19 protein-coding genes are annotated in these 25,575 nt (G+C 49.5%); 4 read left to right on the top strand and 15 right to left on the bottom strand.

Going from position 1 to position 25,575, the window contains the following annotated elements; genetic code table 11:
* Positions 1-54: 54 nt before the first annotated feature.
* The 9 genes from PRIO_RS16570 to sufC form a co-directional block, all read right to left on the bottom strand.
* A complete protein-coding gene (locus PRIO_RS16570) occupies positions 55-4,551 on the bottom strand; it encodes a coiled-coil domain-containing protein (protein ID WP_046503561.1) in 4,497 nt (1,498 codons plus the stop codon).
* Positions 4,538-5,296 (bottom strand): DUF6063 family protein, encoded by a 759-nt coding sequence (locus PRIO_RS16565; RefSeq protein ID WP_020430300.1) that lies wholly within the window; start codon positions 5,294-5,296, stop codon positions 4,538-4,540. Before PRIO_RS16565 ends, PRIO_RS16570 begins: the two co-directional genes overlap by 14 nt.
* Positions 5,297-5,305: 9 nt before the next feature.
* Positions 5,306-6,814 carry a hypothetical protein gene (locus PRIO_RS16560; protein WP_046503558.1) on the bottom strand — a complete coding sequence of 503 codons (1,509 nt, stop codon included), beginning with the start codon at positions 6,812-6,814 and terminating at the stop codon, positions 5,306-5,308.
* 3 nt (positions 6,815-6,817) lie between these two features.
* Positions 6,818-7,888 (bottom strand): Wadjet anti-phage system protein JetD domain-containing protein, encoded by a 1,071-nt coding sequence (locus tag PRIO_RS16555; RefSeq protein WP_046503556.1) that lies wholly within the window; start codon positions 7,886-7,888, stop codon positions 6,818-6,820.
* 266 nt (positions 7,889-8,154) lie between these two features.
* A complete protein-coding gene (locus PRIO_RS16550) occupies positions 8,155-8,394 on the bottom strand; it encodes a NifU family protein (protein ID WP_020430291.1) in 240 nt (79 codons plus the stop codon).
* Between the two features lie 48 nt (positions 8,395-8,442).
* Positions 8,443-8,655 (bottom strand): hypothetical protein, encoded by a 213-nt coding sequence (locus PRIO_RS16545; protein WP_046503553.1) that lies wholly within the window; start codon positions 8,653-8,655, stop codon positions 8,443-8,445.
* Between the two features lie 279 nt (positions 8,656-8,934).
* Entirely contained in the window at positions 8,935-10,332 is a 1,398-nt protein-coding gene (gene sufB / locus PRIO_RS16540; RefSeq protein WP_046503550.1) for a Fe-S cluster assembly protein SufB, read from the bottom strand.
* Between the two features lie 40 nt (positions 10,333-10,372).
* A complete protein-coding gene (gene sufD, locus PRIO_RS16535) occupies positions 10,373-11,695 on the bottom strand; it encodes a Fe-S cluster assembly protein SufD (protein WP_020430287.1) in 1,323 nt (440 codons plus the stop codon).
* Positions 11,696-11,719: 24 nt separating this feature from the next.
* Positions 11,720-12,499, bottom strand: coding sequence for a Fe-S cluster assembly ATPase SufC (gene sufC / locus PRIO_RS16530; protein WP_046503547.1), 780 nt, complete (start codon positions 12,497-12,499; stop codon positions 11,720-11,722).
* 265 nt (positions 12,500-12,764) lie between these two features.
* Between sufC and PRIO_RS16525 the strand changes: the two genes are divergently transcribed.
* Positions 12,765-13,433, top strand: a complete 669-nt coding sequence (locus PRIO_RS16525; RefSeq protein WP_039789838.1) for a FadR/GntR family transcriptional regulator — start codon at positions 12,765-12,767, stop codon at positions 13,431-13,433.
* 78 nt (positions 13,434-13,511) lie between these two features.
* The gene (locus tag PRIO_RS16520; RefSeq protein ID WP_020430275.1) at positions 13,512-14,747 is read left to right on the top strand and encodes a CynX/NimT family MFS transporter; all 1,236 of its coding nucleotides are present in this window, start codon (positions 13,512-13,514) and stop codon (positions 14,745-14,747) included.
* Positions 14,748-14,957: 210 nt separating this feature from the next.
* Here PRIO_RS16520 and PRIO_RS16515 read toward each other — a convergent pair whose 3' ends face one another.
* The 5 genes from PRIO_RS16515 to PRIO_RS16495 form a co-directional block, all read right to left on the bottom strand.
* A complete protein-coding gene (locus tag PRIO_RS16515) occupies positions 14,958-15,965 on the bottom strand; it encodes a glycoside hydrolase family 130 protein (protein ID WP_020430274.1) in 1,008 nt (335 codons plus the stop codon).
* 73 nt (positions 15,966-16,038) lie between these two features.
* Positions 16,039-17,001: an MTP-1 family protein gene (locus PRIO_RS16510; RefSeq protein WP_282705063.1), complete on the bottom strand. Its 963-nt coding sequence runs from the start codon at positions 16,999-17,001 to the stop codon at positions 16,039-16,041.
* A 23-nt stretch (positions 17,002-17,024) separates the two neighbouring features.
* Positions 17,025-18,590 (bottom strand): extracellular solute-binding protein, encoded by a 1,566-nt coding sequence (locus tag PRIO_RS16505; RefSeq protein ID WP_020430272.1) that lies wholly within the window; start codon positions 18,588-18,590, stop codon positions 17,025-17,027.
* 57 nt (positions 18,591-18,647) lie between these two features.
* Positions 18,648-19,520: a carbohydrate ABC transporter permease gene (locus tag PRIO_RS16500; RefSeq protein ID WP_020430271.1), complete on the bottom strand. Its 873-nt coding sequence runs from the start codon at positions 19,518-19,520 to the stop codon at positions 18,648-18,650.
* Positions 19,521-19,569: 49 nt separating this feature from the next.
* The gene (locus PRIO_RS16495; RefSeq protein ID WP_020430270.1) at positions 19,570-20,505 is read right to left on the bottom strand and encodes an ABC transporter permease; all 936 of its coding nucleotides are present in this window, start codon (positions 20,503-20,505) and stop codon (positions 19,570-19,572) included.
* 246 nt (positions 20,506-20,751) lie between these two features.
* On the opposite strand from PRIO_RS16495, the gene PRIO_RS16490 reads away from it, so the two are divergent.
* Positions 20,752-23,100 (top strand): helix-turn-helix domain-containing protein, encoded by a 2,349-nt coding sequence (locus PRIO_RS16490; RefSeq protein WP_046503539.1) that lies wholly within the window; start codon positions 20,752-20,754, stop codon positions 23,098-23,100.
* Positions 23,101-23,197: 97 nt separating this feature from the next.
* Positions 23,198-24,172, top strand: a complete 975-nt coding sequence (locus tag PRIO_RS33920; RefSeq protein ID WP_052741471.1) for an S-layer homology domain-containing protein — start codon at positions 23,198-23,200, stop codon at positions 24,170-24,172.
* A gap of 73 nt (positions 24,173-24,245) precedes the next feature.
* On the opposite strand, the gene PRIO_RS16480 is transcribed toward PRIO_RS33920, so the two are convergent.
* Positions 24,246-25,385, bottom strand: a complete 1,140-nt coding sequence (locus PRIO_RS16480; protein WP_020427296.1) for an amidase domain-containing protein — start codon at positions 25,383-25,385, stop codon at positions 24,246-24,248.
* Positions 25,386-25,575 lie beyond the last annotated feature (190 nt).

Raw genomic sequence — 25,575 nt, 5'->3', positions numbered from 1 at the left:
AGGCTTGACATAGAGACTAACTTCTATATCGGTTGCAATAATAGGATTCGATAATCAGAACAGTGAGGCCGGAATCAGCTTGCGTCCGCCTTTTATGAGCGTGGATTCCAGCATGTCGCCCTTTTCACCGCCAAAATAAAGCTGCCAGTAGACGCCGAAGCGGACGCTAACATCATTTTTCACCAGCTCCGGCGGAGTAACGATTAGCCACTGGAAGCGCAGTGCCTTGGAGATTTCGAATACCGGATCAAGCACGTTATTAGATACCATTTCACCAAACGGATTGTCATATAAAAAAACCGTCCAGCCTTTATTCTCGCGGTTGACCCGTTTATGGGTCATGATCATCATCGCCACCAGCAGCTGGACCGACTGGCGCTGCCCGCCGCTGCCGACCGCTTCGTCCAATGCTCCCCGGTTGATGACTTCCCAATCAGAGTAGTGATACTCCTCCGGAGCCGCATAGAGGAAATAATTCTCCGTCACCGGCTTATAGACCTGCAAGACCGGGAAGCGGTTCTGCAGGGCGGCGTAGACAATCTTGCCGTCGCTGATCAGATCCTTGACCGCCGCTGCCGGTACCTGCTCGATCTTCGGAAATTTCTCCAGCAGGCTGCTGATGCAGCGGTTGAAGTAATCGCTCACCAGCGGTTCGATATCTTCGGTTGTCTTGGGCACATTGATGTTTTTATAATTCAAACGCACCAGCGGGAACGCATGGCCGTTCTCGTTGTGGATGATCATCCGGCGTTCCATGCGCTTCAAAATGTCAACGATCTGTACTACCCGCTTCGCAGCCCGGCCAACCCACATTTTGCGGGACAGCTCCATGCCTTCCTTATCGCTGCGGATGCTCTCAATCTGATCCTGCGAGCTCTGGAGCATCGAGTCCAGCACCTGCAGCGCAATGGAGAAATCTTCCCAATGCACGGTGTTCAGACGTTCCTGGATCTTGGTTTCCAGCTCGGCATTCCAGCCGCCTTTGGCAATCTTGCCGCTGAGTGAGGTTTTCTCTTCCTTGACTTTCCGTGAAATTTCGCTCCGTTCACTGCGGCTTTCCTTGCTGCGCAGCAGCCATTCAGCCACCGCCTGCTCGCAGTCCTCTCTAGTGCGCAGCTGTACTTCTTCAGGAATGTCACGCAGCTGCAGCCGCCCTTCCACATGGGTTTCCATGACTTTGCTCTGGCTGGCAAGTGTCTGAAGCCATTGATCCAGTGAAGCCAGGGTCTGCTTACAGTTGTTCAGTGCATACTCATTCTCACGGGACCGTTCTCTGATCTCGTCTTCTTTCGGGTCCAGCGGTTCATTCCAGAGCTCCACAGCCCGCTCATGCTTTTCCTTGATCGCCTTCTCTGCTTTGGCCAGCTGCTTCTGCAGATGGTCCAGCTCGGTCTGACAGCGGACGAAGGAATCGCGGACAAGCTGATAGTCCTCGTCCAGCATTCCAGTGTCGCTCTTCTGCCGTGTTCTGGCTGCCATGATCGCGTCAGGTGTATCGTTTGGCTCCGGCACATTGCGCCAATTCGCCTCAATCTGCTGAACGGCTGCTTCAAGCTCAGCCAGCTGTTCAGCCGCTGCTTTGATCTGTGCGGCCCTTGTGCGGATTTCCAGCTCATTGCGGCTCAGGGATTGCTGAAGGCTCTCCAGAGTACTCAGGATCTGAAGCAGTTTGTCCTGAATGGAAGCATCAAGGGGGAACTCCGGCTGATCCTCTGCATGTTGGGTCGAGGAAGCCTGTAGTCCGGCCGGGTAGACAAGCTCAGGGAACCAGGTTTGGAGCCTTGGGAACAATGAATACCGGGTATCTCCAACCCACCTTTCCCGTTCCAGAGACGTACTGTCCAGCTCGGCCTTTAGCTGTGCCAGCTGCTGTTCCTTGCCTGTTATTTCTTTGTTCAGCTCGCTTCTGCGGTCAACTGCCTTCTGCTTGTCTTTATAGTCCTGTTCCTGTTTATGGGTCCGTTCGTTCCATTCGCGCAGCGCTGCCGCTTTCTCCTCGTGTTCCTCTTTGCCGGCTTCGCATTCGGAGATTTCCCGCACAATCACACCAATTGCAGCTGCATTTTCGCTAATTTCGGTATTCAGTTCGCCCAAACTTATGCGCAGCTCATTCTGCAAGCCGTTCAGAGCTTTCAGCTTGCCCTTGAGGCTAATCGAATGCTCACCCTGGAACAACCGCTCATACTCCTGTCTTGCGGATTTCAGCTTCGCCAGATATCCCTCCGCATCCTGCAGCTCCACTTCCTGATCCTTGAGTCTTGCAGAGATTCCCTGCTTCCACTCCAGAAAACGGTCCGGCTGCAGCACCATCTGCGGGCCTTGTCCGCCCAGCAGCAGGAAGGGCTGCTCCGCAGGCTGCGCCATCTGCTCGCGGATGAAGACCGGGACTGCTGATTTGAGCAGCAGATCCTTCAGCATTCCCGGCTGCAGCTTGGCAGCCTCTCGTTCAGTAACAATGAGACCGTAAGGCAGCAGCGGATGCCGGTCCAGCTCTTCCTCACGGATCAGATAAGGCTGATCGTTCAGGAAGGCGCTGCCCAGCATCGAGCTGATCTTCAGCGCATCGAGCCTGTCCTTCACCGTCAGCAGATCGCTGTTCGGCAGCCAGTAGGCTTCATGCTGCAGCTCAACATCCAGCAATTGATGATAATAATCTCTTCGTAGCCGTTTGGTCTGCGCCTCGGCTTCGTCCAGCCTGCGGATGAAGCGCTCCTGCACAACAGCCTTCGCTTCGAACAAGCCTGTCGCGCCCAGCCTATTATGCTCTTCATACAGCTCCAGCAGCACGACCAGCTGTGACCAGAGCTGCGATTCCCGGTTCAGCTGAATATCCAGCTGTTCCTGCAGCTCCCCCTCCTGCTGCTCATGGGCAAGGAGCTTCCCGCTGACCTGGGTATGCTTCGTATGCAGCCGGAAGCGGTCTTCATCCGCAGCCTTACGCCGTTCATTCAGCGCAGCGATATTCTCGGCGAAGCCTTTGGCCGCAGCGATGGCCCGCTGAAGCGATGCAGCCGGGGAATGGGCGGCTTCCTGCCCATGGCGGGCGGCGAACACCCCGAGCGCCTCCGTATATTGGCGGATGGAGGCGGTCAGCTCGTGAATCCGGCTGTCCAGGCCGCCCAGCTCCAGCAGACAGCTTTCCCGTTCCTTGCGGCGGGCAGCTTCCTCTGCGCTTAAGGATTGCTGGCGGCGGCTGAACGCCGAAATCCGCCCCTGCCACAGCTTGTACACTTGCTCCCACTGCTGGCGCAGCTCTTCTTTTGCGGCTTGAACCACCTCTTGGCGCTCCTTCATCTCAAGCGACCCTTCGATGGCTTCAATTTCCTTCTGCCACTGCTCCATCTGGCGGAGCTGAAGCTTCCGCCGGGCCAGATAATGGGCGGTCTCCAGCTCCTTTTCCTTCGCTTTCGAATCTTCCAGACGCTGGCGGGCGCGGATTTGATTATCGCTTATCTTTTGGAAATCCTCCTGCTTCCGGTCGGCCTCCGCTTTGCTGCGCAGGTAATTCAGGTTATCCGCTTCAAAACGCAGCTGCCGCGACTCCTGATGGAGCTGTACCAGCTCGTCCGCTTTTTTGCGGCGCCCCTCTTCGGCTGTCTTCAGCTCGTCATGGATCACGGTGTACATTTGCCGTCCCAGCAGCTCTGTTTCGCGGTAGTGCAGGTCCGCTTCCGTCCCCTGCTTCACCAGCTCATGCAGCGGCGCTGCCAGCCCGGTAAACTCGGCAAAAGCCTTCTCGCGCTGCTCCAGCATCGGCAGTCTCTGCGCAACGATCGCCGCATCCATGAACATTTTCTGGAGAGAGCCTTCCTGCTCAGGCAGGCCTTCGTTCAAGCTGGTGCCGATTTCGGGAATAATAAGCTTTTCGAACAGATTCTGATTCGTAAAGGCATCATTTTTCTGGAAATAGCCCTTAATCCCGCCCTCTTCACCGTTAATCCGCCGCATGTTGCGCCACTCGCCGATATGGATATCCCGTTCTGCCAGGAAATTATAGTATTTTTTCAGATCCGAGCTGTGGCTTCCAAAGGATGCCATTTCCCCCCGGTGGTCCCGCACAAACTGTTGAATGCTCTCGAAACTCACGGGACCCCCGGCATCGATGTCATAGAGCGGCAATGTGGAAAGTGTAAGCTCAGCATGTTCTTCATAGTCGAGCAGGGCATAGAGCAGATAATCAACCTTAATCTCCAGCTGGTCCACAGAGCTGTGGGCCGTCATCGCGATGCCGGTGGTCATGTACTCATTGCGGTCGCTGTTATCCAGGCGCCATTCAATGGCCACGTGGAAGGTGTAGGGCTTGAGCTGTTTTTTGTGATTATGGAAAAAAGCCTCAACCTGGTTCTCATTATCCTTACCCCAGGCTGCTTTCGGAATCAACAGCTGGAAAATCGATTGCAGCAGCACACCCTTGCCGCCGCCGTTCATCAGGGTAATCAGTGTGTTGGCCGGTCCATCCTCATTGCTGAGGTCCAGAACCATATCGTCATACTTTTTGAGCATCTTTTCATATTTCAGTCCGGTAATCCGGATTCGCTCAATGCGCGGCATGGGCTTCCCCCTCCTTCTCCGTCAAGGTACGCCCGATCAGTGCCTTCAGTTCCTTATAACGGTCAACATCATGGTACAGATAACGCATTCTTTCATATAATTCTTCACGCGGGAAAATCCGCTTCTCGTTCTCCGAGATGAAGACCAGATGCTCCTCCTCCAGCAGCTTCATGCCCTCATGAATCAATCCGATCCGGGAACCGGCTCCTCTGCTAAGAGAATCAGCTTCCTCCTGGCTTTTGGTCTGCATATAGAGGCTTGTCCAGACCTTGTGCATCGCCTGGATATCCAGGCGCCACTGCCTGCTGAAGCCGCCCTCGCTGTCCATTTCCATCCATGCCTGAAACAATGAGGATACCTGATCTGAGATTTGAATATAGGACATGCTGTCCTGCCCGGGCTTGAAATGATGCTCATCCTGGTCCATCTCGGCTAGGAACACCAGAATAATAATGTTGATGATATGTAAATGGGTTTTGCGCTCAATCCGTGAATATTTGTTCCTGAGTTGTGTGAAATTGCTGGCAAAACCCGAGCCCAGCGGATTGACCAGCAGGTGCAGGCGGTGTCCGGAATTCATAATCCGGCAGCCTCCTTCCTTGGCCATGTACTGCAGGGCGTCATAAGCTCCGTTGTCCTGAAGGCATTCAGCGGCTGCGGGATCATCCAGCGAAATCACCTTCCGGCGCAGCAGGTCAAAAAACAGCCGCGAAGCCTGCTGTAATTGTTCTAGCGAATAGTTCATGCTGAATCATCACCTCTCTATGATAGTTATGGTATAAGGACTCATTTCCAGACCGGGCCAGGTGACGCTTGGGCGATGGCTGCCCTGAATCGTTGTCCGCAGCACCTTGCCGCGGAGAACCTCCAGCTCCGGATTTGCCGCCAGCAGATGCCGGATTAATTTCTGGCACTCATCAGCCGCCCCGCCTTGGCTGTCCGCATCCTGCGGTTGGACAGTAATTTCCGTATGGAAAAACTGCGCCCACAGATCAACCGCATCCGGAGTACCCGACCATTTGCGCTGTTCCTCTTCCGTAAATGCTTCTTCGGCGAAGGTAAAGCTTCCTTTCTCCGCCAGTCCTTTAAATACGGGCAGCCACAGCTCGGAAACGCTTGACCAGGGAATGGACTTGGGTGTATAAGGGATGCTCTCTTCTTCACCGGCTTCGTCCGGCTCGTCTAATACATCTTCGGGCAAAAAGCCGACCTCCTGCTCCTCCCATGCCCAGGCCAGCGGGTAGATAAAATCCTGGCTGGGCGTGAACAGCCCGCCGATCAGCAGTTCCAGGCTGTCCGCATCCGGCAGCCCTTCGGCCTTCACCCATTCCTCCCAGATATGCGTGCGGAAATTAAAGCCCCCGGCTCCCCAGAATAGCTCAGGGAAATTCAGCCGCAGATTTGTCTCCGCTTCAAAGATGCTCAGCACCACCTCAGCCAGCTCATCATGCACTCGTCTGGACAGCTCGACCCTCTCCGAGAGCTGGCGCAGCTCATTGAAGTCGATAACATCCTTCTCATCATTGGCGAGCCGGGCCAGCGATCGGTGGATGTTGTCAAAATGCCTGCGCTCTTCGTCAAACTGCAGGTGAATTTCCTCCAGCCGCCGATGCCGCAGCACACCGTATTCACTGAACATATGCTTGGGATTCCGGCGCAGCGCATTGCGGTACTCCTGCTGCTGCTGCGTCATCTTCCGCACCCGTGAGATCAGCTCGCCTACATCCTGCATAGCGCGCGTGACCCGCCCATGCTTGATGTGCATCTGAATTTCCAGCAGCTTGATGCTGATCTGAAATTCTTCAATAATCTCGTGGCTCATGAAGATCAGCTCCATGGCATATTCCGACAGCCGGTAAACGGTTTTGCCGCTCTCTTCCCAGCTGGTCCGTGTAGCATCCTCGTCCACCGTAAAATATTTGTATTTCTGCACGGCCATCTGCCGGGACAGATCATCATAATAGTAGGCTTCAAAATCCCCGCCGCTTCCGCTCCACAGCAGACCATCCACCAGCCGCTCCACAGATTCGGCAGTGCCCAGCTTCGTAATATTGAACCGTTCCAGTGAACTCCAGGCCAACTCCACAATATCCTCCCTGGACCTCTGCTCATTGGATTCCAGCTCCAGATAATAGACCTGAAGCAGCACGCTGAGCGCTACCATCTCCTTATAGGGCTGCAGTTCACCGAGATTCATGCCTGCCCCCAGAGTCCATAAGGGGTTCAGCCGTTTATTCCGTTCTCCAAAATCACTCCAGTTCATGCTTCACGCCAACCTCGCCATCACTTCGTAGTTTAGGACTTCCTGGGGAATCCGCTTATTATCTTCTAACAATCTCTTGATACACAGCTTCAGCCGGGGAACCGCAGACACCTCTTGCAGCATAATCTCCAAGTGGGGGGCGGTGCATTTCTGTTCATTTGCATAGGGGTATGTGTGTTTCGCAAAATTGGCCATATATTCATAAACCGTAAGCGCCAGGTTCAGCTTTAGGTGCGGATAGCTGAGCTTCAGGTTTCCGTAAATATCCCAGCCCGCCTTGTCCATATCGCCAACATAGCCAATTGAAGCCCCTTGTGCGTCCGCATCCAGTTCCGCAAGAAACATTAAGCTGCTGACGATCTTCCAGCCTTCACCGTAAATCAGCATATCCGGCTGCAAGCCGCAAACGGATTTGCCTGCTTTGATCAGTCTTTTGGCAGAGTCATAAAAAGAATGATTCTCTGAAATCAGGATACTGCGCACAGACTGCAAAGACTCTGGGTAATACTCAAAATGTTCCCGAACGGTCACTGCTTTGAGTGTCTCCAGTGTAATGCCCAGTCTCTTTAGGAGTTGGGCGCCTTCTTTTTCAGACAGAAACTTCTCATCATCGAACAGCTCCAGTGAGCGTTCTTCCCGGGTGATGATTTCCCGCTCCCCTGCGGTCCGCAGAAAAGTATAAATCCGCTCTATGTATTCCCATACTTGCACCGTCTGCTCAGCGGGATGGTTGATGTAATAGTCAAGATTCAGCGGATGCGCAGCCAATACCCGCAGCATGGAAGCCTCGTTCCAGCCGCCCGTAGTGGAAGCCGTTTCAGCCAGCCAATAGACTTCATCCAGAGCAGAAGACTTGTATTTCTTTGGCCGGATCAGCGGGATTAGATACTTTTCAGCCAAAAGCTCCTTCATCCCCGCTTGAAACGTGGAGAATCCGCCTGCATCCACATAATCCGAACGGTACTCATAGGTGCCAATGATATCCTGCTCAAGCTTCTCAAGCTTCAGTTTGGTTCTCGTCCGGCGCACTGCACCGTATTTACGCTCAATGACCTCCATGATTAACTCTTTCAATGGATCACCCTCATAAAATAACATAAACCCATATCTGCCCCATGAAGGGTGGAGTATGGGCTGTGAGATCCTGCTCAGTTTCAGCTATCGGGGAATATATGTTTCTATTCTAATGTTTTCTATTATATCAATGATTTAAAGATATGGCTATTTGCATTTCATATTAATGAAGTAAAATTTATCAGCCTGACAACCGCATTGGGGCTTGATAAGAAGGAACCCGCAAAAAGTCTTGTAAAAACAAGGTTTTTTGCGGGTTCAGGGGTTTAAAATACTTGTACAACTTCTTTAATATCTTCGATTTCCTCAAGAATTGCGCGCTCGATAGCGGCTTTTAACGTAATCGTTGCACTTGGGCAACCGTTGCAGGCTCCCAAAAATCTTAATTTAGCTACGCCGTTCTCAACCTCAACCAATTCTGCATCTCCGCCATCACGCAGTAAGAAAGGACGCAGTTTGAGAAGCACTTCCGATACTTCATCGAATAAAACTCCATTTTCCTCCATTATGCCAGCTCCTCTTTTTGTTTTACCAACTGTCAATTCAAGTCTGCTTTATTCTGGATAGTCCGAGTGATCCTTTGCTTTTTGCATAAGAGAGGCCTCTTGAGCCGAAAGCTCCATTAGAAGCGAATAAATAGATTCTGTAGGTATCATCACACCGCAACTCGCGCTCAATCCTAACAGCATATTAAGATAGAACTGAACTTTCCTTTTCTCCCGGGTAATTTGAGTTAGTTCTGAAATGCCCGAATTTTTTTTCTTCATTAATAACACCTCGTACTTCTTTAAAAAGAAAGAGCTAAACGCTTGATTTATAAACTATATAGATTGAACTTGTGATTTTTCTATTTCGGGATTGGTCGTGACTCCAGAGAATGTTTGGACTTTCGGCCACTGCCCATCTGCAGATTTCTTGATTGTATACCGCTGTTCACGGTGGAAATCCGCAGACAAAGGCGGACGCTACCGCTCCTACAGTTCCAAACTTCCCCTCCGCCACGCTCCCTTTTTTTGTATATTACTAAGTTCAATCCATATAGCAAATCAACCGATGCTTCCTTCCATCTCAAATTGGATCAGCCGGTTCATCTCAACCGCGTACTCCATCGGCAGCTCTTTTGTAAAGGGCTCGATGAAGCCCATCACAATCATTTGCGTAGCTTCTTCTTCTGTAAGTCCCCGGCTCATTAAGTAAAATAACTGTTCCTCGGATACTTTAGATACGGTGGCCTCATGCTCCAGCGTGATCTGGTCGTTTTTTATTTCATTATAAGGAACTGTATCCGATGTCGACAGGTTATCCAGAATCAGCGTATCGCATTTGATATTGGACTTGGAACCTGCGGAATTGCGGCTGAAGCTGGACAAACCCCGGTAGCTGACTTTGCCCCCCTGCTTGCTGATAGATTTGGATATAATCGTGGAAGTGGTATCGGGAGCCAGGTGAATGACCTTCGCTCCGGCATCCTGATGCTGCTCCTTGCCGGCTACGGCAATCGACAATATTGACCCCTTGGCCCCCCGCCCTTTCAAAAGTACCGCCGGATACTTCATCGTAACCTTGGAGCCGATATTGCCGTCTACCCATTCCATCGTGGCATTTTCCTCTGCGACAGCCCGCTGGGTCACCAAATTGTAGATGTTGGGCGCCCAGTTCTGAATGGTCGTGTAACGCACACGGGAATCCTTCCGGCAGATGATCTCAATGACCCCGCTGTGCAGGGAACTGGTGCTGTAAATGGGTGCAGTACAGCCTTCAACATAGTGGATAAAGCTTCCTTCATCGGCAATAATCAGCGTCCGCTCGAATTGCCCCATATTTTCAGAGTTAATCCGGAAATACCCCTGAATAGGCACCTCGCATTGTACCCCTTTGGGAACATATACGAAGCTTCCGCCAGACCACACCGCGCTATTAAGTGCTGCAAATTTATTGTCAGCAGGGGGAATAATTGTACCGAAGTATTCCTTAAACAATTCGGGATATTGCTTTAACGCGGTATCCGTATCCAGAAAAACAACACCTTGCTCCTCCAGATCCTGCCGCATGCTGTGATATACCACTTCCGACTCATATTGAGCGGACACACCCGCCAGGAACTTTTGCTCTGCTTCGGGAATGCCCAGCTTGTCAAAGGTTGCTTTGATTTCAGCCGGTACTTCCTCCCAGGTCTTTCCCTGCTTTTCCGAAGGGCGCACATAATATTGAATGTCTTCAAGATTAAGCCCATCCAAATCTGCTCCCCAGCGGGGCATCGGCATTTTGTAGAATTGCTCCAACGCCTTCAGACGAAACTCAAGCATCCACTCCGGCTCTTCCTTGATTCGGGAAATCTCCCGCACAATCTCCGGGGTCAATCCTTTTCCTGATTGGAAAACAGACTGATGCCCGTCTCGAAAACCATATTTATAGTCGCCCATATCAGGTGCATTTTTAGCCATTTGATGTCACTCCTTTGTCCTTCAAATAACTTACTTTGATCTATGATTTGAATTCCTGTGATCTGCCCAGCTTACTCTCCACTAAATCCTGCAGGCGGCTGCGAACTCCCTCGAGCGGAATCTCCGAAATGACAGGAGCCAGGAAGCCGAAAATAACAAGATATTCCGCTTCATTCCGGGAGATCCCCCGTGACATCAAGTAATAAATCTGCTCCTCATTCACTTGCCCCACAGATGCAGCATGACCGGCTGTGACGTCATCTTCATCAATCAGAAGGATGGGGTTGGCATCGCCGCGTGCTTTGGGACTCAACATCAGAATTCGTTCTGTCTGCTGCCCATCACAATGGGTTGCGCCTTTTTCAATCTTGGTAATCCCGTTGATAATGGCCGTAGCCTCTTCGCGCATAACTGCACGTGTAATCATCTGGCTCACCGAGCTTCTGCCAAAATGTTGGGCTTGAGTTGTATAGCTTAACTTTTGGGAGCCCGAGCCTACAGCTATCACCTTGGCATCAGAGGTAGAGCCATTGCCTTGGAGCAATGTCTTGGTATCAGAGGCAGTATAGCCATTGTTCATCTCCCCGATAATCCATTCTACCGCTCCATCTGCAAGCACAACCGCACGCCGCTGGGTAAAGTCCGTTGTAGGAGCAGCAAGCTGATGAACCGAAGCAACCTGCACCTTGGAGCCTGCTCCTGCAAATACTTCCAGCACCCCATTATGTAGAACCTTGATATCCTCTCTGCCCGATATGCAATTGTCTACATAACTGATCTTGCTGTTGTTTCCGGCCACAATCAGGATATGCGGTGCAAAACGCGCCCCGCTCATGCTGCTATAAAAAATCGCCTGTAGTGGCACCTCAACCTCTACTCCGTCCGGAATATATAGAAATACACCGCCGCTCCATACGGCACTATGCACAGCAGATAGCCAATGCTCTTCCGGTTTCACAGCCTGACCGAGATACCGTTGTACCAGTTCTCCATGCTCTCTCGCCGCTGTATGCAGATCTGTCAGAATCACTCCTTGTGCAGCCAAATCAGCTGACAATTCGCTATAAACTACATCTGAGTTATGCTGAACGATCAGCCCGCCTTCCACCGGGAAGTTGACCAGACTGTGGACTGCCTCGTGCGCCTCCTGCAGGCCAGGCCACATGTTCTCAGCTTTGTAGTCTCCATGCTCATAAATGTCCCAACGCTCAAGCTTCATTTTTTCCACTTCTGGCAACTTCAGATTTTCCGCCTGCTTAAGTGCCTGTAAACGTTGCTCAAGCAGCCATTGCGGTTCAGCCTTGGCTCTTGACCAGGCACACAAGTCATCCGCATTTACAGAAACTCTATTTTGTACCTCCACTGTCTTTTCCCCCTTTCCGGCCTCTTAAGCCTCCTGCCCTGCCGCCTCATCCGTGATGCCGAGTTCCTCCTTCACCCAATCATATCCATCCGCCTCCAAACGATGGGCAAGCTCGGGACCGCCGGATTTGACAATACGGCCTTGCATCATCACATGCACGAAATCCGGGGTGATATAATTCAGCAGACGCTGATAATGGGTAATGATGAGAAAACCTCTGTCAGGACTGCGTAGCTCATTAACACCATTAGCTACAATACGTAATGCATCAATATCAAGGCCCGAATCCACCTCGTCCAAAATGACGAACTTAGGCTCAAGCATCATCATTTGCAAAATTTCATTCCGCTTTTTCTCCCCGCCGGAGAAGCCTTCATTCAGATAACGGTGTGAAAATTCAGGATTCATCTCCAATCCCTTCATCTTGCTTTCCATCTGGCGGATAAAGCGGATTAATGATACTTCATTGCCTTCCCCGCGTCGTGCATTAACCGCACTTCTCAGAAAGTCCGAGTTCGTCACACCGGCAATTTCACTTGGATACTGCATAGCCAGGAACAAGCCTGCCCGGGCACGCTCATCGACCTCCATCTCCAGCAGATCTTCATCATCCAGCGTTACCCTGCCATTTGTAACCTCATATTTGGGATGGCCCATTAACGCAGAAGCCAAGGTGCTTTTCCCCGTCCCGTTAGGACCCATAATGGCATGAATTTCTCCGCCATGAATCTCCAGGTTAAGTCCTTTTAAAATTTCTTTGCCTTCAATTCTGGATCTCAGGTCCTCAATCTTTAAGGTCGTCATTTATCAGATACTCCCCTTCCACATTTCTTTCTTCAGCCCGCATCGTTGATATTTTTCAAAAACTCCAATGGTGACTATCCTCTCCCCTCTTGCAATAACTGAGCTTATGCGGTGTCAGTTTATTAATTGTTCACTAGTAAACAATAGCAATATATCACAAGTGATAATGATTATCAATATCATTTTTTTCTTTCCAAGTTAAAATCATTCTGCTATAATGACACCAAAATACCAAACATCCTACGTTTGCAAAGGAGTGATGCTGTTGTTAACTCAAACTCAACGTTTAACCTTGGTGGAACAGGTGGCCTACCAAATCCAGGGGAAGATCGAAAACGGCGAATGGCGGGTAGGGATGCGTATTCCTCCAGAGCCAGAGCTAATGGAACAGCTTCAAGTCAGCCGTAATACCTTGAGGGAAGCCATTCGGGCTTTAACGTATGCGGGGCTGCTGAAGACCAGACAAGGGGACGGAACCTATGTCTGCTCCTCAAGTGTCTTGGGGTCAGTGATCGAAAAAGTGATTAATCATACCGATATGCTTGAGAGCCTGGAGGTCCGATATGCATTGGAAAGAGAGGCTGCTGCCCTGGCTGCGTCCAGGAGAAGCGAAGAAGATTTGGAGGCGATTCGGACATGTCTGGACAAGTGCAGACAAGCAGCCGGCCAGCAGGATCTCAAAGCTTATGCCCACTGGGATGTCGAGTTTCACAAAATGGTGATTGCTGCTTCACATAACCAATTGATGGGGAATTTGTACAACCATATTACCGAGGCACTGCACAACATGGTTTTGGAAACAGAGGACTTCAAAAATGCTTTTTATCACGACTCTCATGACCTGCTGTATCAAGCCATTGCCAATCGGGATTGCCCTCAAGCCGAGGAGGCAGTTCGTTTATACATTGAAAAGGCCCGTACTAAAATGTGCTAAATGAAGTAGTGATCAGGGTACTTCTTCCACATGAATGAAATTGACCATGAATTAACTTAAAACGCGGGAGGAACCCTTATGAGTTCATCAGAACAATTGTTAAAAAAACAGGATGCAATATCCACTACCGGTATCCGCAAGCAAGCGAGAATCTGGTTCATGATCGCAGGAATTATTTTTATCGCAGCGAATTTGCGTGCTCCCCTCACCTCGGTGGGACCATTAGTCGGTCTTATCCGGGAGAACGTGCATATTTCGAATACCTTAGCAGGCCTGATTACCACAGTTCCACTGATTGCATTTGCATTGTTATCCCCTTTTGTACCAAAATTAGGACGCAGATATGGTGTGGAACGGATTATGCTGATTTCCCTTATTTTGTTGGTCATCGGTATCGCTGTTCGCTCGTTATCCGGGGCGGTAACCTTGTTTGTTGGAACCGCTGTTCTGGGGTTTGCTATCACTATATGTAATGTATTACTACCGAGCCTGATTAAACGGGAATTTCCGCTGCAAATGGGGACAATGACAGGGGTTTATAGTGTTTCCATGAATCTAAGCGGGGCGATTGCTTCAGGTATTAGTGTTCCCTTAGCTGTGGGGGCAGGCTTGAACTGGCAAGGTGCTTTGGGAGTATGGGGAATACTTAGCGTCATCTCCATCCTCTTTTGGGCACCGCAGCTCAAGGCTCCGGCGAAATCAGCCGCTGTTGCCAGCAGCAGCGCAGGGAACGACCACCATGTCAATATATGGCGCTCTCCGTTGGCTTGGCAGGTAACTCTTTTTATGGGATTACAATCAACCATTTTTTATGTGCTGGTGGCATGGCTGCCTGAAATACTAAAAGACCAGGGCATTAGTTCAAGTCAATCCGGCTGGTTTCTCTCAATTATGATTATAGCTTCACTCCCCCTTTCGTTCATCGTTCCTGTTATAGCCGGGCGCATGCGTAACCAACGGTTGTTAGTGGTTATTACAACGCTTCTGCTTTTGACCGGAACACTTGGACTTCTCTATGGCAGTATCCATCTGGTTCTGTTGTGGACTATTATTCTTGGTATTGGGTCGGGTTTTGCCTTTGGCTTGTCAATGATGTTTTTTGGCTTGCGTACCCGGAGCGCCCATCAAGCGGCTGAATTATCGGGCATGGCCCAATCCATCGGATATCTGCTGGCCGCAATGGGCCCGGCACTGATTGGATACTTGCATGATGCCACCCATAGCTGGAGCGTTCCATTCCTGATATTGGCTTGCGCTTCTGCCCTACTCGGTATCATTGGACTGGGTGCGGCTAGAAATCGATTTGTTATCTAAAGCTAGCAAGATATCCACATTGTTTTTGGGATTGCATAATTCCCTAAACAATATAAAACGGACTGGCCCTGTGTAGCATACTGCACAGGGCCAGTCCTTGTTAAGCATTATATATTATATAGAGTGAACTTAAGATATATACATTAGGGACTTTGTCGGGACTACGGAGAATGTTTTGTTCGTTTTTCAAGTTCACTCTATATAGCCTCCTTACCCCTCCAAACAAAGCCTGATCAGATCATCCACATGAGCGGTAGCCAGGCATTCCACCGTGTCGGCGGCTCCGTAATAGATTTTCACTTCTCCGTCCTCCTCCAGCACCATGCCGCCGGGGAAAATGACGTTATTGCGGAAGCCCCCGTCCGTCTCATAAGCTGCTTCAGGTGCGAGCAGCGGCGATGCGCTCATGCCGAGGATTTTCTTCGGATTGTCGAGATCAAGCAGCATAATGCCGGCCGTGTACCGCTTCTTCCAGGACGGTTCCCAGCCGTTCTTCCCTCTGGCGGGATCGATATCCACTGCATGGAACGTGGTGAGCCAGCCCTTACTCGTCTTCACGGGAGGTGCGGCCGGGCCGATCTTGTCATTGGCAAACGGCACCTGCTCCACCGACAGCAGCAGCTCGGAACGGCCCCAATAGATCAGATCCGGCGACTCCGAGATCCAGGTATCGAACCGGTCAACGCCGCCGCGGCTGTACACGGTGAACGGCCGTTCCAGCCTTACGAAGTTGCCGCCGATCCGCTCCGGGAACAGCACCATATTCCGCAGGTCCGGGGTCGACAAGCTCAATATCTCGAAGGATTCAAAATCGTCCGTCACAGCGATCCCTCCCCGGATGCCGTGCCGTGTATCTACGGCGAAGCACATGTAGCAGCGGCCGTCGATAACCGTCAGACGCGGATCGTAGGCACGTACGATCTCTTCGTCGCGCAGCTTGAAGACCGGCTTCGGCCCCGCCGTCCAGTGAATGCCATCGTCGCTGAAAGCGATGCCAAGATCCGTCGTGTGAGACGGCTCGATGGTCTGCTTCTCCAGGGAGCCGTAGTCGTTGCGGAATACCATGACGTAGCGGCCACCGAATTTGGCGACGCCTGCATTGAAGACAAGCGCGGTGGGATACGGCACACGGGCAGCGTCCAGCACGGGATTAGCCGGATGACGGCGAATGGGCAGGCTGGACTCCAGTGCGCCGATGATGGGCATATTGGTTTTCATCTAAACAACATCCTCCTAGTTCTCCATGTTGTTGATGTGTCCGGTTGTGAGGACACACTCATTCCAACTTCTTCTATACAAGATGCCCATTTCCTGCAAACGGATAGTCGATTGTAATACGCCCTGCCTGGCAATCGCCAATGCCGCTGTACAGATCGGCTTTGCCGTCCGGGCGCATCACAATGCCCGAAGAAAAAACACAGTCGGCTAAATACGGTGCCTTGGATGGTCCCGGCGGGTAACAGGGACGGCTTCCAATCATATGAAGGTCAGATGACTCCCGGGTAGTTGGATCAAAGACAAAGGCCATGTTCAGGTACACCTTCACTTCCCCGCCATTCTCATCCTTATCCTGGTAGCAGATATGTCCGATGACGCCGATTTTACCACTGTCCAGCAGATAAGCCTGATTGACGCCTCCCCATTCGCCTTCTCCGAAAATGCCGTGAATGTAAGGTGCGTTCTCGATGACGTCCGCGGTCAGCTCTTCCAGTCTGTCAATAACCGTGAAGCCGATCATGGATTCGCTGCCGAATTTGCCTCTCATCTCGGTGCTGCGCGGACGCGAAAAGACGCCGATCTTGCCGTCCGTGAGCGGAACAAGGCGGATATCCTTCATTTTGTTAGGCCCGGTAGTAAAGTAGTACAAATTGTCGAGTTCGGTGCCCCGGAAGAAATAGCCGAAAAACGTACTGTATCTTCCACTCTGGTACTGTACATGAGTCCCGCCCATTACAAGCTCATCACCAATCTCACTGATGTAAGGGTCCTCCAGAGTATAGATCATGCTGTCTTTTACCACAGTCCATTCATCCTGTCCCGTTTCCTCGAATAACCGGACCCAAGAGCGGGCCCATTCCTCGCGGTGTTCTACCCGTCCGAACAAATAGCGTTTCCCGTTCCGTTTGAATGGGATCGAAATATTGTAGACATCCAAACCGTCCACACCATGAAATTTCAAGGTTGCACTCTCATATATCTTTTTTGCCGCTTCAAATTCAATTCTTTGCTCTTGCAGGGTCAACTTTCTCCACACCTTCCCTTTTGTTATCGGCTCGTTTATTTAAGCGAAGCCTGATATTCCTGGAATTGCTTCTGATATTCCGCAACTACCTTATCCAAACCGGCTTTTCTCATTTTTTCCAGTGCAGCCGGGAAAGCCTTATCGTATTCCAGGACGCCCATATAAATCGGAGTGATGCTCGCTGAAGCTTCCGACATAATGTTGGTGTACTCAGCCCTTACATTCGTCGGGTCAAAAATAAAGTTCGCCGCGATACTGTTGACTGCATTCGGATTAGGCTCAAACAGAACTTTGTTGTTATCAGGGATGCTATTCTCCAAATCAAAACGCATGAAGTTTACGTTGCCGTTTTGCGAATCAGATCCTCTATACCCCGGATTATTATTGTTATTCGGGTCTTTGATCGGCTTATAGCCCTTCTCGCCGTCCTTGGTGTAATGCTTGCCCTCGATGCCATATTGAACCAGATCATAGTTTTCTTGGCTTGCCAGCATCCAATCCATGAATTTGACGGCAGCTTCGGGATGCTTGCTGTTCACCGGTACGGCATTCCCGTTTTTGAAGGTGAGCGGGCGCAGATATTCTTTCTCCGGGTTAAACCACACAACACCGATATCGTTTACAGTGGCCTCTGGATTGTACTTCTTGAGCCCGGTCAAGCTTCCGCCGGTTCCCAGACGGACGAACCAGTCACCGCTGTCGAGCTGCGCGTCTACCTGTTCCTGCTTCATGACCAGGATATCGGGATTGGTAATTCCCTTTGTGTATAGCTCGCGCATGAAGGACGCATCCTTCTTGAATTCCTCGGTCTCAATCCAGGACTTGACCTCGCCGTTCTGATTCACATAGAAGAACTTATCCTTCACCGTGAACGGGAAGGTGTCATACGTCCGGTGCAGGATCGACGTATGCAGGAAGATCGGGTCAAAATCCGCCCGTGTGCCCAGATAGGGCTTATTGCTTCCCTTCCAGTTCTTCATAACAGTCTCCCAAGCGCTGATCAATTCAGCCGGAGTAGTCGGCTCCTTGAGATTGTTCTCGCGGAGAATGTCGCGGCGGATATCGAACTGACCTTCACTCGCCATCTCAACCCAATAGGACGGAGCGGCATAATATTTCCCATCGATTTTAGCCCCGTCGAAGATATCGTCCGGGATATGTTTCTTCAGATTCTGTCCGTATTTTTCGATGGCATCTGTGATATCCGCCAATGCACCGCGATTATAATAGCTGGAGAACGGCGTACGGTCTTGCATAACGTGGAACAGATCGAAATCTTCGCCGGTGGACAACATCAAGTTCAGCTTCTGATCCCAAGCATCCCACGGAATGTAGATCTTCTCCACCTCAACGCCGACACCGTCCGCAGCCAGCTTCTCATTAACCTTTTGGAACACCTCCTTGTAGTCTTTCGGCTCCGTGCCGGGAACCAAATATTTGATTTTTACCGTCTCTGCAGGCTTGCCGTTATTCTCCGGTTTCGCGGCTGATGAGTTGTCTTCCTTATCCGCAGTGTTGGTTGAATTGGAACCCTGGCTGCATCCAATCAGTGTCGAAAAGAGAAGCACCACAGCTAAAAGAATTACGTAAGACTTTTTCATACAAAAGTTGACCTCCTTCTATTGTACACTTTTTATATTAACCCCGAAGGGATAATATCAGCCTTTGACCGAACCAATTACCAGTCCTTTGACAAAATACTTCTGCAAGTAAGGATACAAGAATATGATCGGCCCGATCGTCACAACCGCTGTCGCCATCTTGACCGATTCCGAAGGAAGCGTGATATCACTGGATCCGGCCAGCATCGTCATCTCGTTCAGCATGCTGATCTCCGATTGCATCTGCAGAAGCATAAATTGCAGCGGGTACAATTCCTTGCTGTCAATCAGCATGATCGCATTCCACCAGTTGTTCCAGTAATCAAGTCCGTAGAAGAGCGCAATCGTCGCCAGTACCGGCTTGCATAACGGAAGATAGATCCTGAAGGCAATCGTAATATCGCTGGCCCCGTCAATGGTTGCCGACTCCCGCAGGGAGTCTGGAACCCCGTTCATGAAATTGCGCACAAGGAAGAGGTTGAACGGGCTGAACAGCAGCGACGGAATGATCAGAGCAAGAATATTGTTGGTCAACCCAAGCGACCGGTTCATCAGATACCAGGGCACAATCCCGGCGGAAAATATCATGGTGATAAAAAAATAAAGCGCCAGCAGATTGCGGTATTTCACGTTTTTGTTCGCCAGTGTATAGCCGGCCATGGAGGTAATCAGAATCGCCAGCGCCGTGCCGACGATCGTGACAAAAATGGAGATTCCGTAGCTCTGCATGACCTGGGAGCCACCCGTAAAGATCAGCTTATAGGCATACAGGGAGAACTTCTCCGGAAAAAGGCTGTAGCCGTTCTTCAATATGGCATCCTCATCCGTAACCGAGATCATCAGCACCAGCAGCATCGGAAGCAAAGAAAGCGCCGAATATATTGAAATCAGAGCATACATAACCGTCTTACTGATTGAAAACGTCTTCATTTCTATTCCTCCTAAAGCCTTTCTTCGGTAAGCTGTTGCCAGAAGCATTTTAATATAACGCACCGTCTTTGAAAAATTTGCGGGTAATGGCATTTGTACCGAAGACAAGGATAAATCCGACAACGGACTGGAACAGTCCGACGGCCATTGCTTCGGAAGGATTGCCAATCTGCCGCAACGAGCGGAATACATACGTATCAATGATGTCCGTGGTCCCATACAAGGTGCCGTTATCGCCGATCAAGGCATAGATCATCCCAAAATCGCCGTACATGATTTTGCCGACCGAGAGCAGCATCAGTATAACCACCGTAGGCATCATCAATGGAACCGTAATGCGCATGCACATCTGCCACCGGCTGGCCCCGTCTATCTCGGCCGCTTCATACAACGTCTCATCGATTCCGGTAATAGTAGCCAGATAAATAACGGCGCTCATCCCGGCTCCCTTCCACACATGCATGATGGTAAGAATAGCCGGCCATGCCTGCTGCTCAGTGTACCAGTTGACCGGGGCGATGCCGAGCTGGTTCAGCAATTTGTTCACGATCCCCATATCCATTGAAAAAAATGCGTACAGCACATAGCTGATCACGATCCAGGATATGAAGTTCGGGAACAGCATCATCGATTGGCTAATCTTGACGAACAGCTTCTTGCGCAGCTCGTTCAGGATCAGTGAAATCGCCAGCGCCGTCAGCGTACCGAAGATGATAAAAAGCAAATTTAGATATATGGTGTTAAAGGTGACCGTAAACGCCTTGTTCGACCGGAAGAAGAACTCGAAGTTCTTTAATCCTATCCACTCGCTATGGAATATTCCCTTACTGTAATTGAATCGCTGGAAAGCAATGAGCATATACGGATACGTCATATACCCAAAAATAAAGGTGTATGCCATCGCAGGCAGAACCAGCAGATAAGACGTACCGTTCCTGCGAATATCGGACAGCATACCGAATCCCCGCCGCCGTTTCTTTTCCAATTTTTGTTCCCCCCCATTAGTTATGAATCCCGGCTGCCGCATCACACCAGCGGCCGTTGCTATGTTTCCAGAGTAGCCGGAGCAACTTGCGGCTGTCTATTTTAAAATCCGGAGAACCCTTCTACAATGCGGCACTGGGCTTCCAAATAAACGAACTGGCTTTCATTTTTGCGTGATGGTGTACCTTTTTAGCTGAAAATGCTCTATATTGAAGAGGTACTATTGCAGCACTGGGAGGTATTCTTCATGCGGAACACCATGCATCAGCTTGTCCGGTACAAGGCATTTCAAAAGCTTACCATCTCATATTTCCTGCTTGTTCTTCTAACCGTCAGCCTGCTGTCCGGCGTCCTCTTCTATCTCTTCTCCAGAAGCGCCGTCAAGGAGATCGACCACAATTCCAAAGCCATGTTGTCCCAAATCACTTACGCCTCTGACGTTGTCTATAACCAAGTCATGACAATCGGCAATGCACTGCTCATCCAGCGGGAGATCATCTCGTTCCTGAACGACACGACTGAGGACAAGGTTAACAATTACCGTATCTTTCAGCAGATGTCCCAGATTACAAGTATATATCCTTATATACACAGCATTGGGATCTACCGCCCTTCTACGGGAACAACAGTGGATACAGCCGGGCTTCCTTTCGATTCCTCGCTCACCGCCCTCAGCTCAGAGCGGTATATGGAATTTTATCCGCGAAGCCTGACCATTGCCGGCCGTAACAATGATGCGCCGCTGCAGCTCCTAACCTTTCTGCTGTACCCGGATTTCTCATTTCGGACCTCCGACAACCCTCTCATCTATATTAATGTGGAAGAAAAGTCCATTCTGACGACGATTCGCAAGATCAGCAAAGCGGATGCCGCGAGCAACGTTTTCGTCATCAACAATGAGGGTAAAGTGCTCTCCCATACCGATTCAAATTTGTTTCTGGAGGACTTGTCGAAGGAACAGTATGTGCAGCGGATTTTGAATCAGGACAAGGAGGAAAACAGCTTCACAGCAAATATTCATAATAAAAAGCATCTGGTCACTTATGTGAAATCGGAGAAAATGGACTGGTATTTTGTAAGCGTTTCCCCTTACTCCGGGCTCATCTCTAACATTGATCAGCTCCGCAGCGTTACGCTGCTTGTGACGGCCGGGATCGTACTGGCAGGTCTGCTGGTCTCTATTTTTCTGACCAAAAATATTTATAGTCCGTTATCGACGCTGTTTGAAAAGATCATGCCGGGCACGAATGTTCCGGCCTCCGGTTCGCCGTTTATCGATGAATATAAGATCATGGCCGAGGTTTTCCATTCATTGGAGGAACGGGATAAATCGATGCAGTTCGTGATCAGCAGCTCTTCCCGGACGATCCGTGAGCTTTATCTGCATTCATTGCTCCAGGGCCATCCGCTGGAATATTCGGTTCCGAGCGAACTTATCCGGGATATCGACGAAGAAGTGTCCGGGCCTTATTTTTGCGTACTGGTATTCAAAATCAATGAGCTGGAGCAGACAAAAGGGCGGATCGAAGCGGTACAGCGGCCGTTGCTGCGCTTCGCCCTTGGCAATATTACAAAAGAGATGCTGGCGCATATCGGGGCTTGTGATTACTTGAATATTGGGGAGAATGAAACCGCCGCGATCCTTCAGTGTGCAAAAAACCAGACGCCGGAGGAACTCAAGCCCGCCTTGCGCAATATTCAGAGCTTCCTGAACCGTTACTTCAAGGCGACGGTATCCATCGGTGTAGGGGATATAAGCTATGGCAGGAAGAACATCCCTTCCTCCTATACTTCGGCGCAGCAGTATGTTAAATACCGGATGATCTACGGAAAGGAATCGATTCTGGATGCCGTAGCAACGCGGCCCCATATGATGACGGCCTTGAGCTATCCCAGCGCCTACGAGAAGAAGCTAATCGATGCTGTGCAATCCGGCAAGCCGGAGCCTATCCGGGAGGCAATCGGACAATTCGTAGAACAAATCTCTAACGGTTCAATCAATCAGGTCATTACCTACAGCATCCAGCTCATGCTGTCCCTGCTCAAACACTTTGACTATTTGCAGCATGTGCCGGATTCCAATTTCAACGAGTATCTGGTTGCGGTGACTGAAATCGAATCTGCCGAACAGCTGACCGAAATCAACGGCATTTTCAACCGGTATTGTTTCAATATTTGCGCATTAATCGAAGAGAAGAATCTCTGGATGAATGCCCAGAAGCACAATGTTATCATTGAGAAGGTACAGAATTACATTCAGGAGCAATATGCCCAGCCGAACTTATCCCTGGAGCTGGTGTCCAACATCGCCGGCCTGTCGCCAAGCTATCTGGGAAAGCTGTTCAAAGGAGCAACCCGGCAATCGTTCAGCGAATACCTGAACCACACCAGGCTGGAGAAAGCAAAGGATTTGCTTGCTTCCACCCATGAGACTGCCGCCAAAATCAGTGAATCGGTAGGCATGTACAATATCACTTATTTCTCCACGCTGTTCAAGAAAAAGTATGGCCTGACTCCTTCGGCCTACCGCGAGCAGGAGGCGCTGAAAAGTCCTGATAGCGCTGGAGAAGGTTATACTTCAGACGAGCAGGCCTAAAGATTTTTACATTTTATGCAACTAAATAGCAAGTTCAGGTGTTTATATACTTTGAAGGCAAACTTCCCAGATTGTGAAAGGAGAATGGAGAAGCAATATGAGAAAATTGTTATCATGTGTTTTGGGCATAAGTCTCGTCATTCATGCGAACATAGCCCTGGCAGAGCAGTCAAGCAAGTTTAAAGATGTTCCAGATCACTTTTGGGGACAGGAGTACATTGAAAGAGCCATTCAGCATAAAATCGTTGAAGGCTATCCTGACGGGACGTTTAAACCCGATGCGAAGGTAAGTCAAAGTGAATTTATTGCGATGCTCATCAGAAGCTATCAGCCCTCCGATTTTAGTTCAAGCCAAAAGAGCCAAAACTGGGCCGAACCTTATCTAAGTTACATTCACAAACTTGGGTGGACAGAGCTTCAGCCTTCTGAGCAGGCAGCTTTGAACAGAGGAAATGTAGCCCGTTACTTAGCCAGTGCAGCCGGGAAAAACTTTACCGTCGACGACTCCATCCAATATCTATTGGATATTGGCATAGCAAAGGGAAAAACGGAAAGATCTTTACAGGGGTTCAATAAAAACGAGCCTGTTACAAGAACCGAAGCATTGGCCTTTATAGAACGGCTAAAATATAGATTTGATGAGTTGAAGTCAATTCCTAAAACAACAGAAAAGTATAAAAGTGACCTTGCACAAAAAGATGTTTATACAATACCGGAACAAAACATAAGCATTCAGTTTCCGCAACAATGGAAGAACAAATACGAAGTGGTTACTGCCACAAATACGGATGTAAAAACCAAGAGCTACAACTTCATTGATAAATCCAACAAAAAGTATGGAGGGACACTCTTTACACTGACTGTTTGGCCCAAAGAAGTCTGGTCTTCAGAGGGACCGGAACTTATGAAAAATATTCATATATACAAAATCGGTGAAAGAGAAAATGTCGTCTTCACAATAAATACACCAACTGATGTACAATATGCGACTGAAGATTTAGCATTAAAGACAGAATACCTGAACTTGAGTAATGATATTCAAGAAAAAGGAATCGACTTTATTATCGATTAGGTTCATGTAATTCAAGGAACGACAAAAAAAACGGCTAAGCGCCTAATCCCGCTTAACCGTTTTTTGTTACACCTTATAGATAGGAAGAATTGACGTAATAGAACTCATACGAGCTGCTGCTAAAGTTTGCAAAGGAGGCTTTTAAGCGATCATTTGTATGAGCACTGAACAGCATTGTTACGCCATCATTTGCAACAATGAACATCACATGAGAATAATTAACCGCGCTGATAAAGCCGCCTGCAGAGGTTCCGCCTTTAGTTGTCTTATAGAAATAGCCCTTTGTATCAACCATATATTGTTTCAAACCATTAGAGATGTTACGTCCTGTGTTAACCCAAGCTGTGCTTTCCGGTTTCCACGTACTGTCCTTTGGAATGCCCCCCGCATAAATGGCCTGAGAAACATAATTGGCGCAATCCACTCCACCACTTTCAGTGTGCCATGCATAATTAGGATTCCACTTGCTGGTATCGTATCCGAGCGACGAGGTCACTTCCGAAGTATATTTATTGGCATAGTCCCTAGCCGCCAGACGATCATATTTAACGGTAGCAAGGGGTTGAATTGCGCTAGCCTCTTGCTTAACTGCATAGTTGCGGTTGACTGTAATGTCATTTGCCAGATCTGCTTCTGCGTTTTTTGCAATCGCAGTTTCAGATTCAGGGATGAAATAAGTTGCCGGAATCCATTCAACAAGACCGTTTAAGAACTCAAATTTGGCGTTATTCAGATCAAGCTGGTTGTCAATAATATCCGCAGTCACGCGAAATGAATCATTTTGATCGGTTGATGTCCCAATGTACTGTTCAAGGTCCTGGATTTTATCATTAATAACTTGCTCGGCATCGTTTACGTAGGCGGCTCTGGATAGCTTGAGCGAATTCAGTTTGCTGTTAAGCCCCTTCACATAAGGAAGTTCATTTACAGACTTTGCTTTTAACGTTTTATTCAAGGATACATTGACTCTGGTGGTTAATTTGCCTTGGTCAATCGTAAAATCAGATGTTGAAAGCTGAATGGAGTTAATGACATAGTAAGGAGCATAAGCATCCTTCACGAAATTTTCAACATAGCTTTTCACTGCGGCCTGATACTGCTGCTGTTCAGGTGAATCCTGCGAAACTGTGACTGTCTCCGGTTGAGCAAAAGCAACGCTGGAAGTTAGAGATAAAACAACTACAATTGCCGAAAGTACTTTTCTAAAACGCATTGAGCTTTCCTCCCTCAAAATGGTTGATGTGATCTTCCGTTAGATAAATGGCCAGTCAGCAACAATGTACAAAAATTCACAATGAGTTCCCGCTTTTTTAAGAGAATGGGGTCCCTATCACTCTCTACCAAAATAATACCATAATATTCCTGTCGAATTGCTTTCAATATTGCAATGGATTCGACAGCAA

It is taken from the genome of Paenibacillus riograndensis SBR5 (assembly GCF_000981585.1).
GTDB classification, from domain to species: domain Bacteria; phylum Bacillota; class Bacilli; order Paenibacillales; family Paenibacillaceae; genus Paenibacillus_AQ; species Paenibacillus_AQ riograndensis.
Note: the sequence above shows the minus strand (reverse complement) of the source record. Positions and strands in the feature narration are given on the sequence as shown.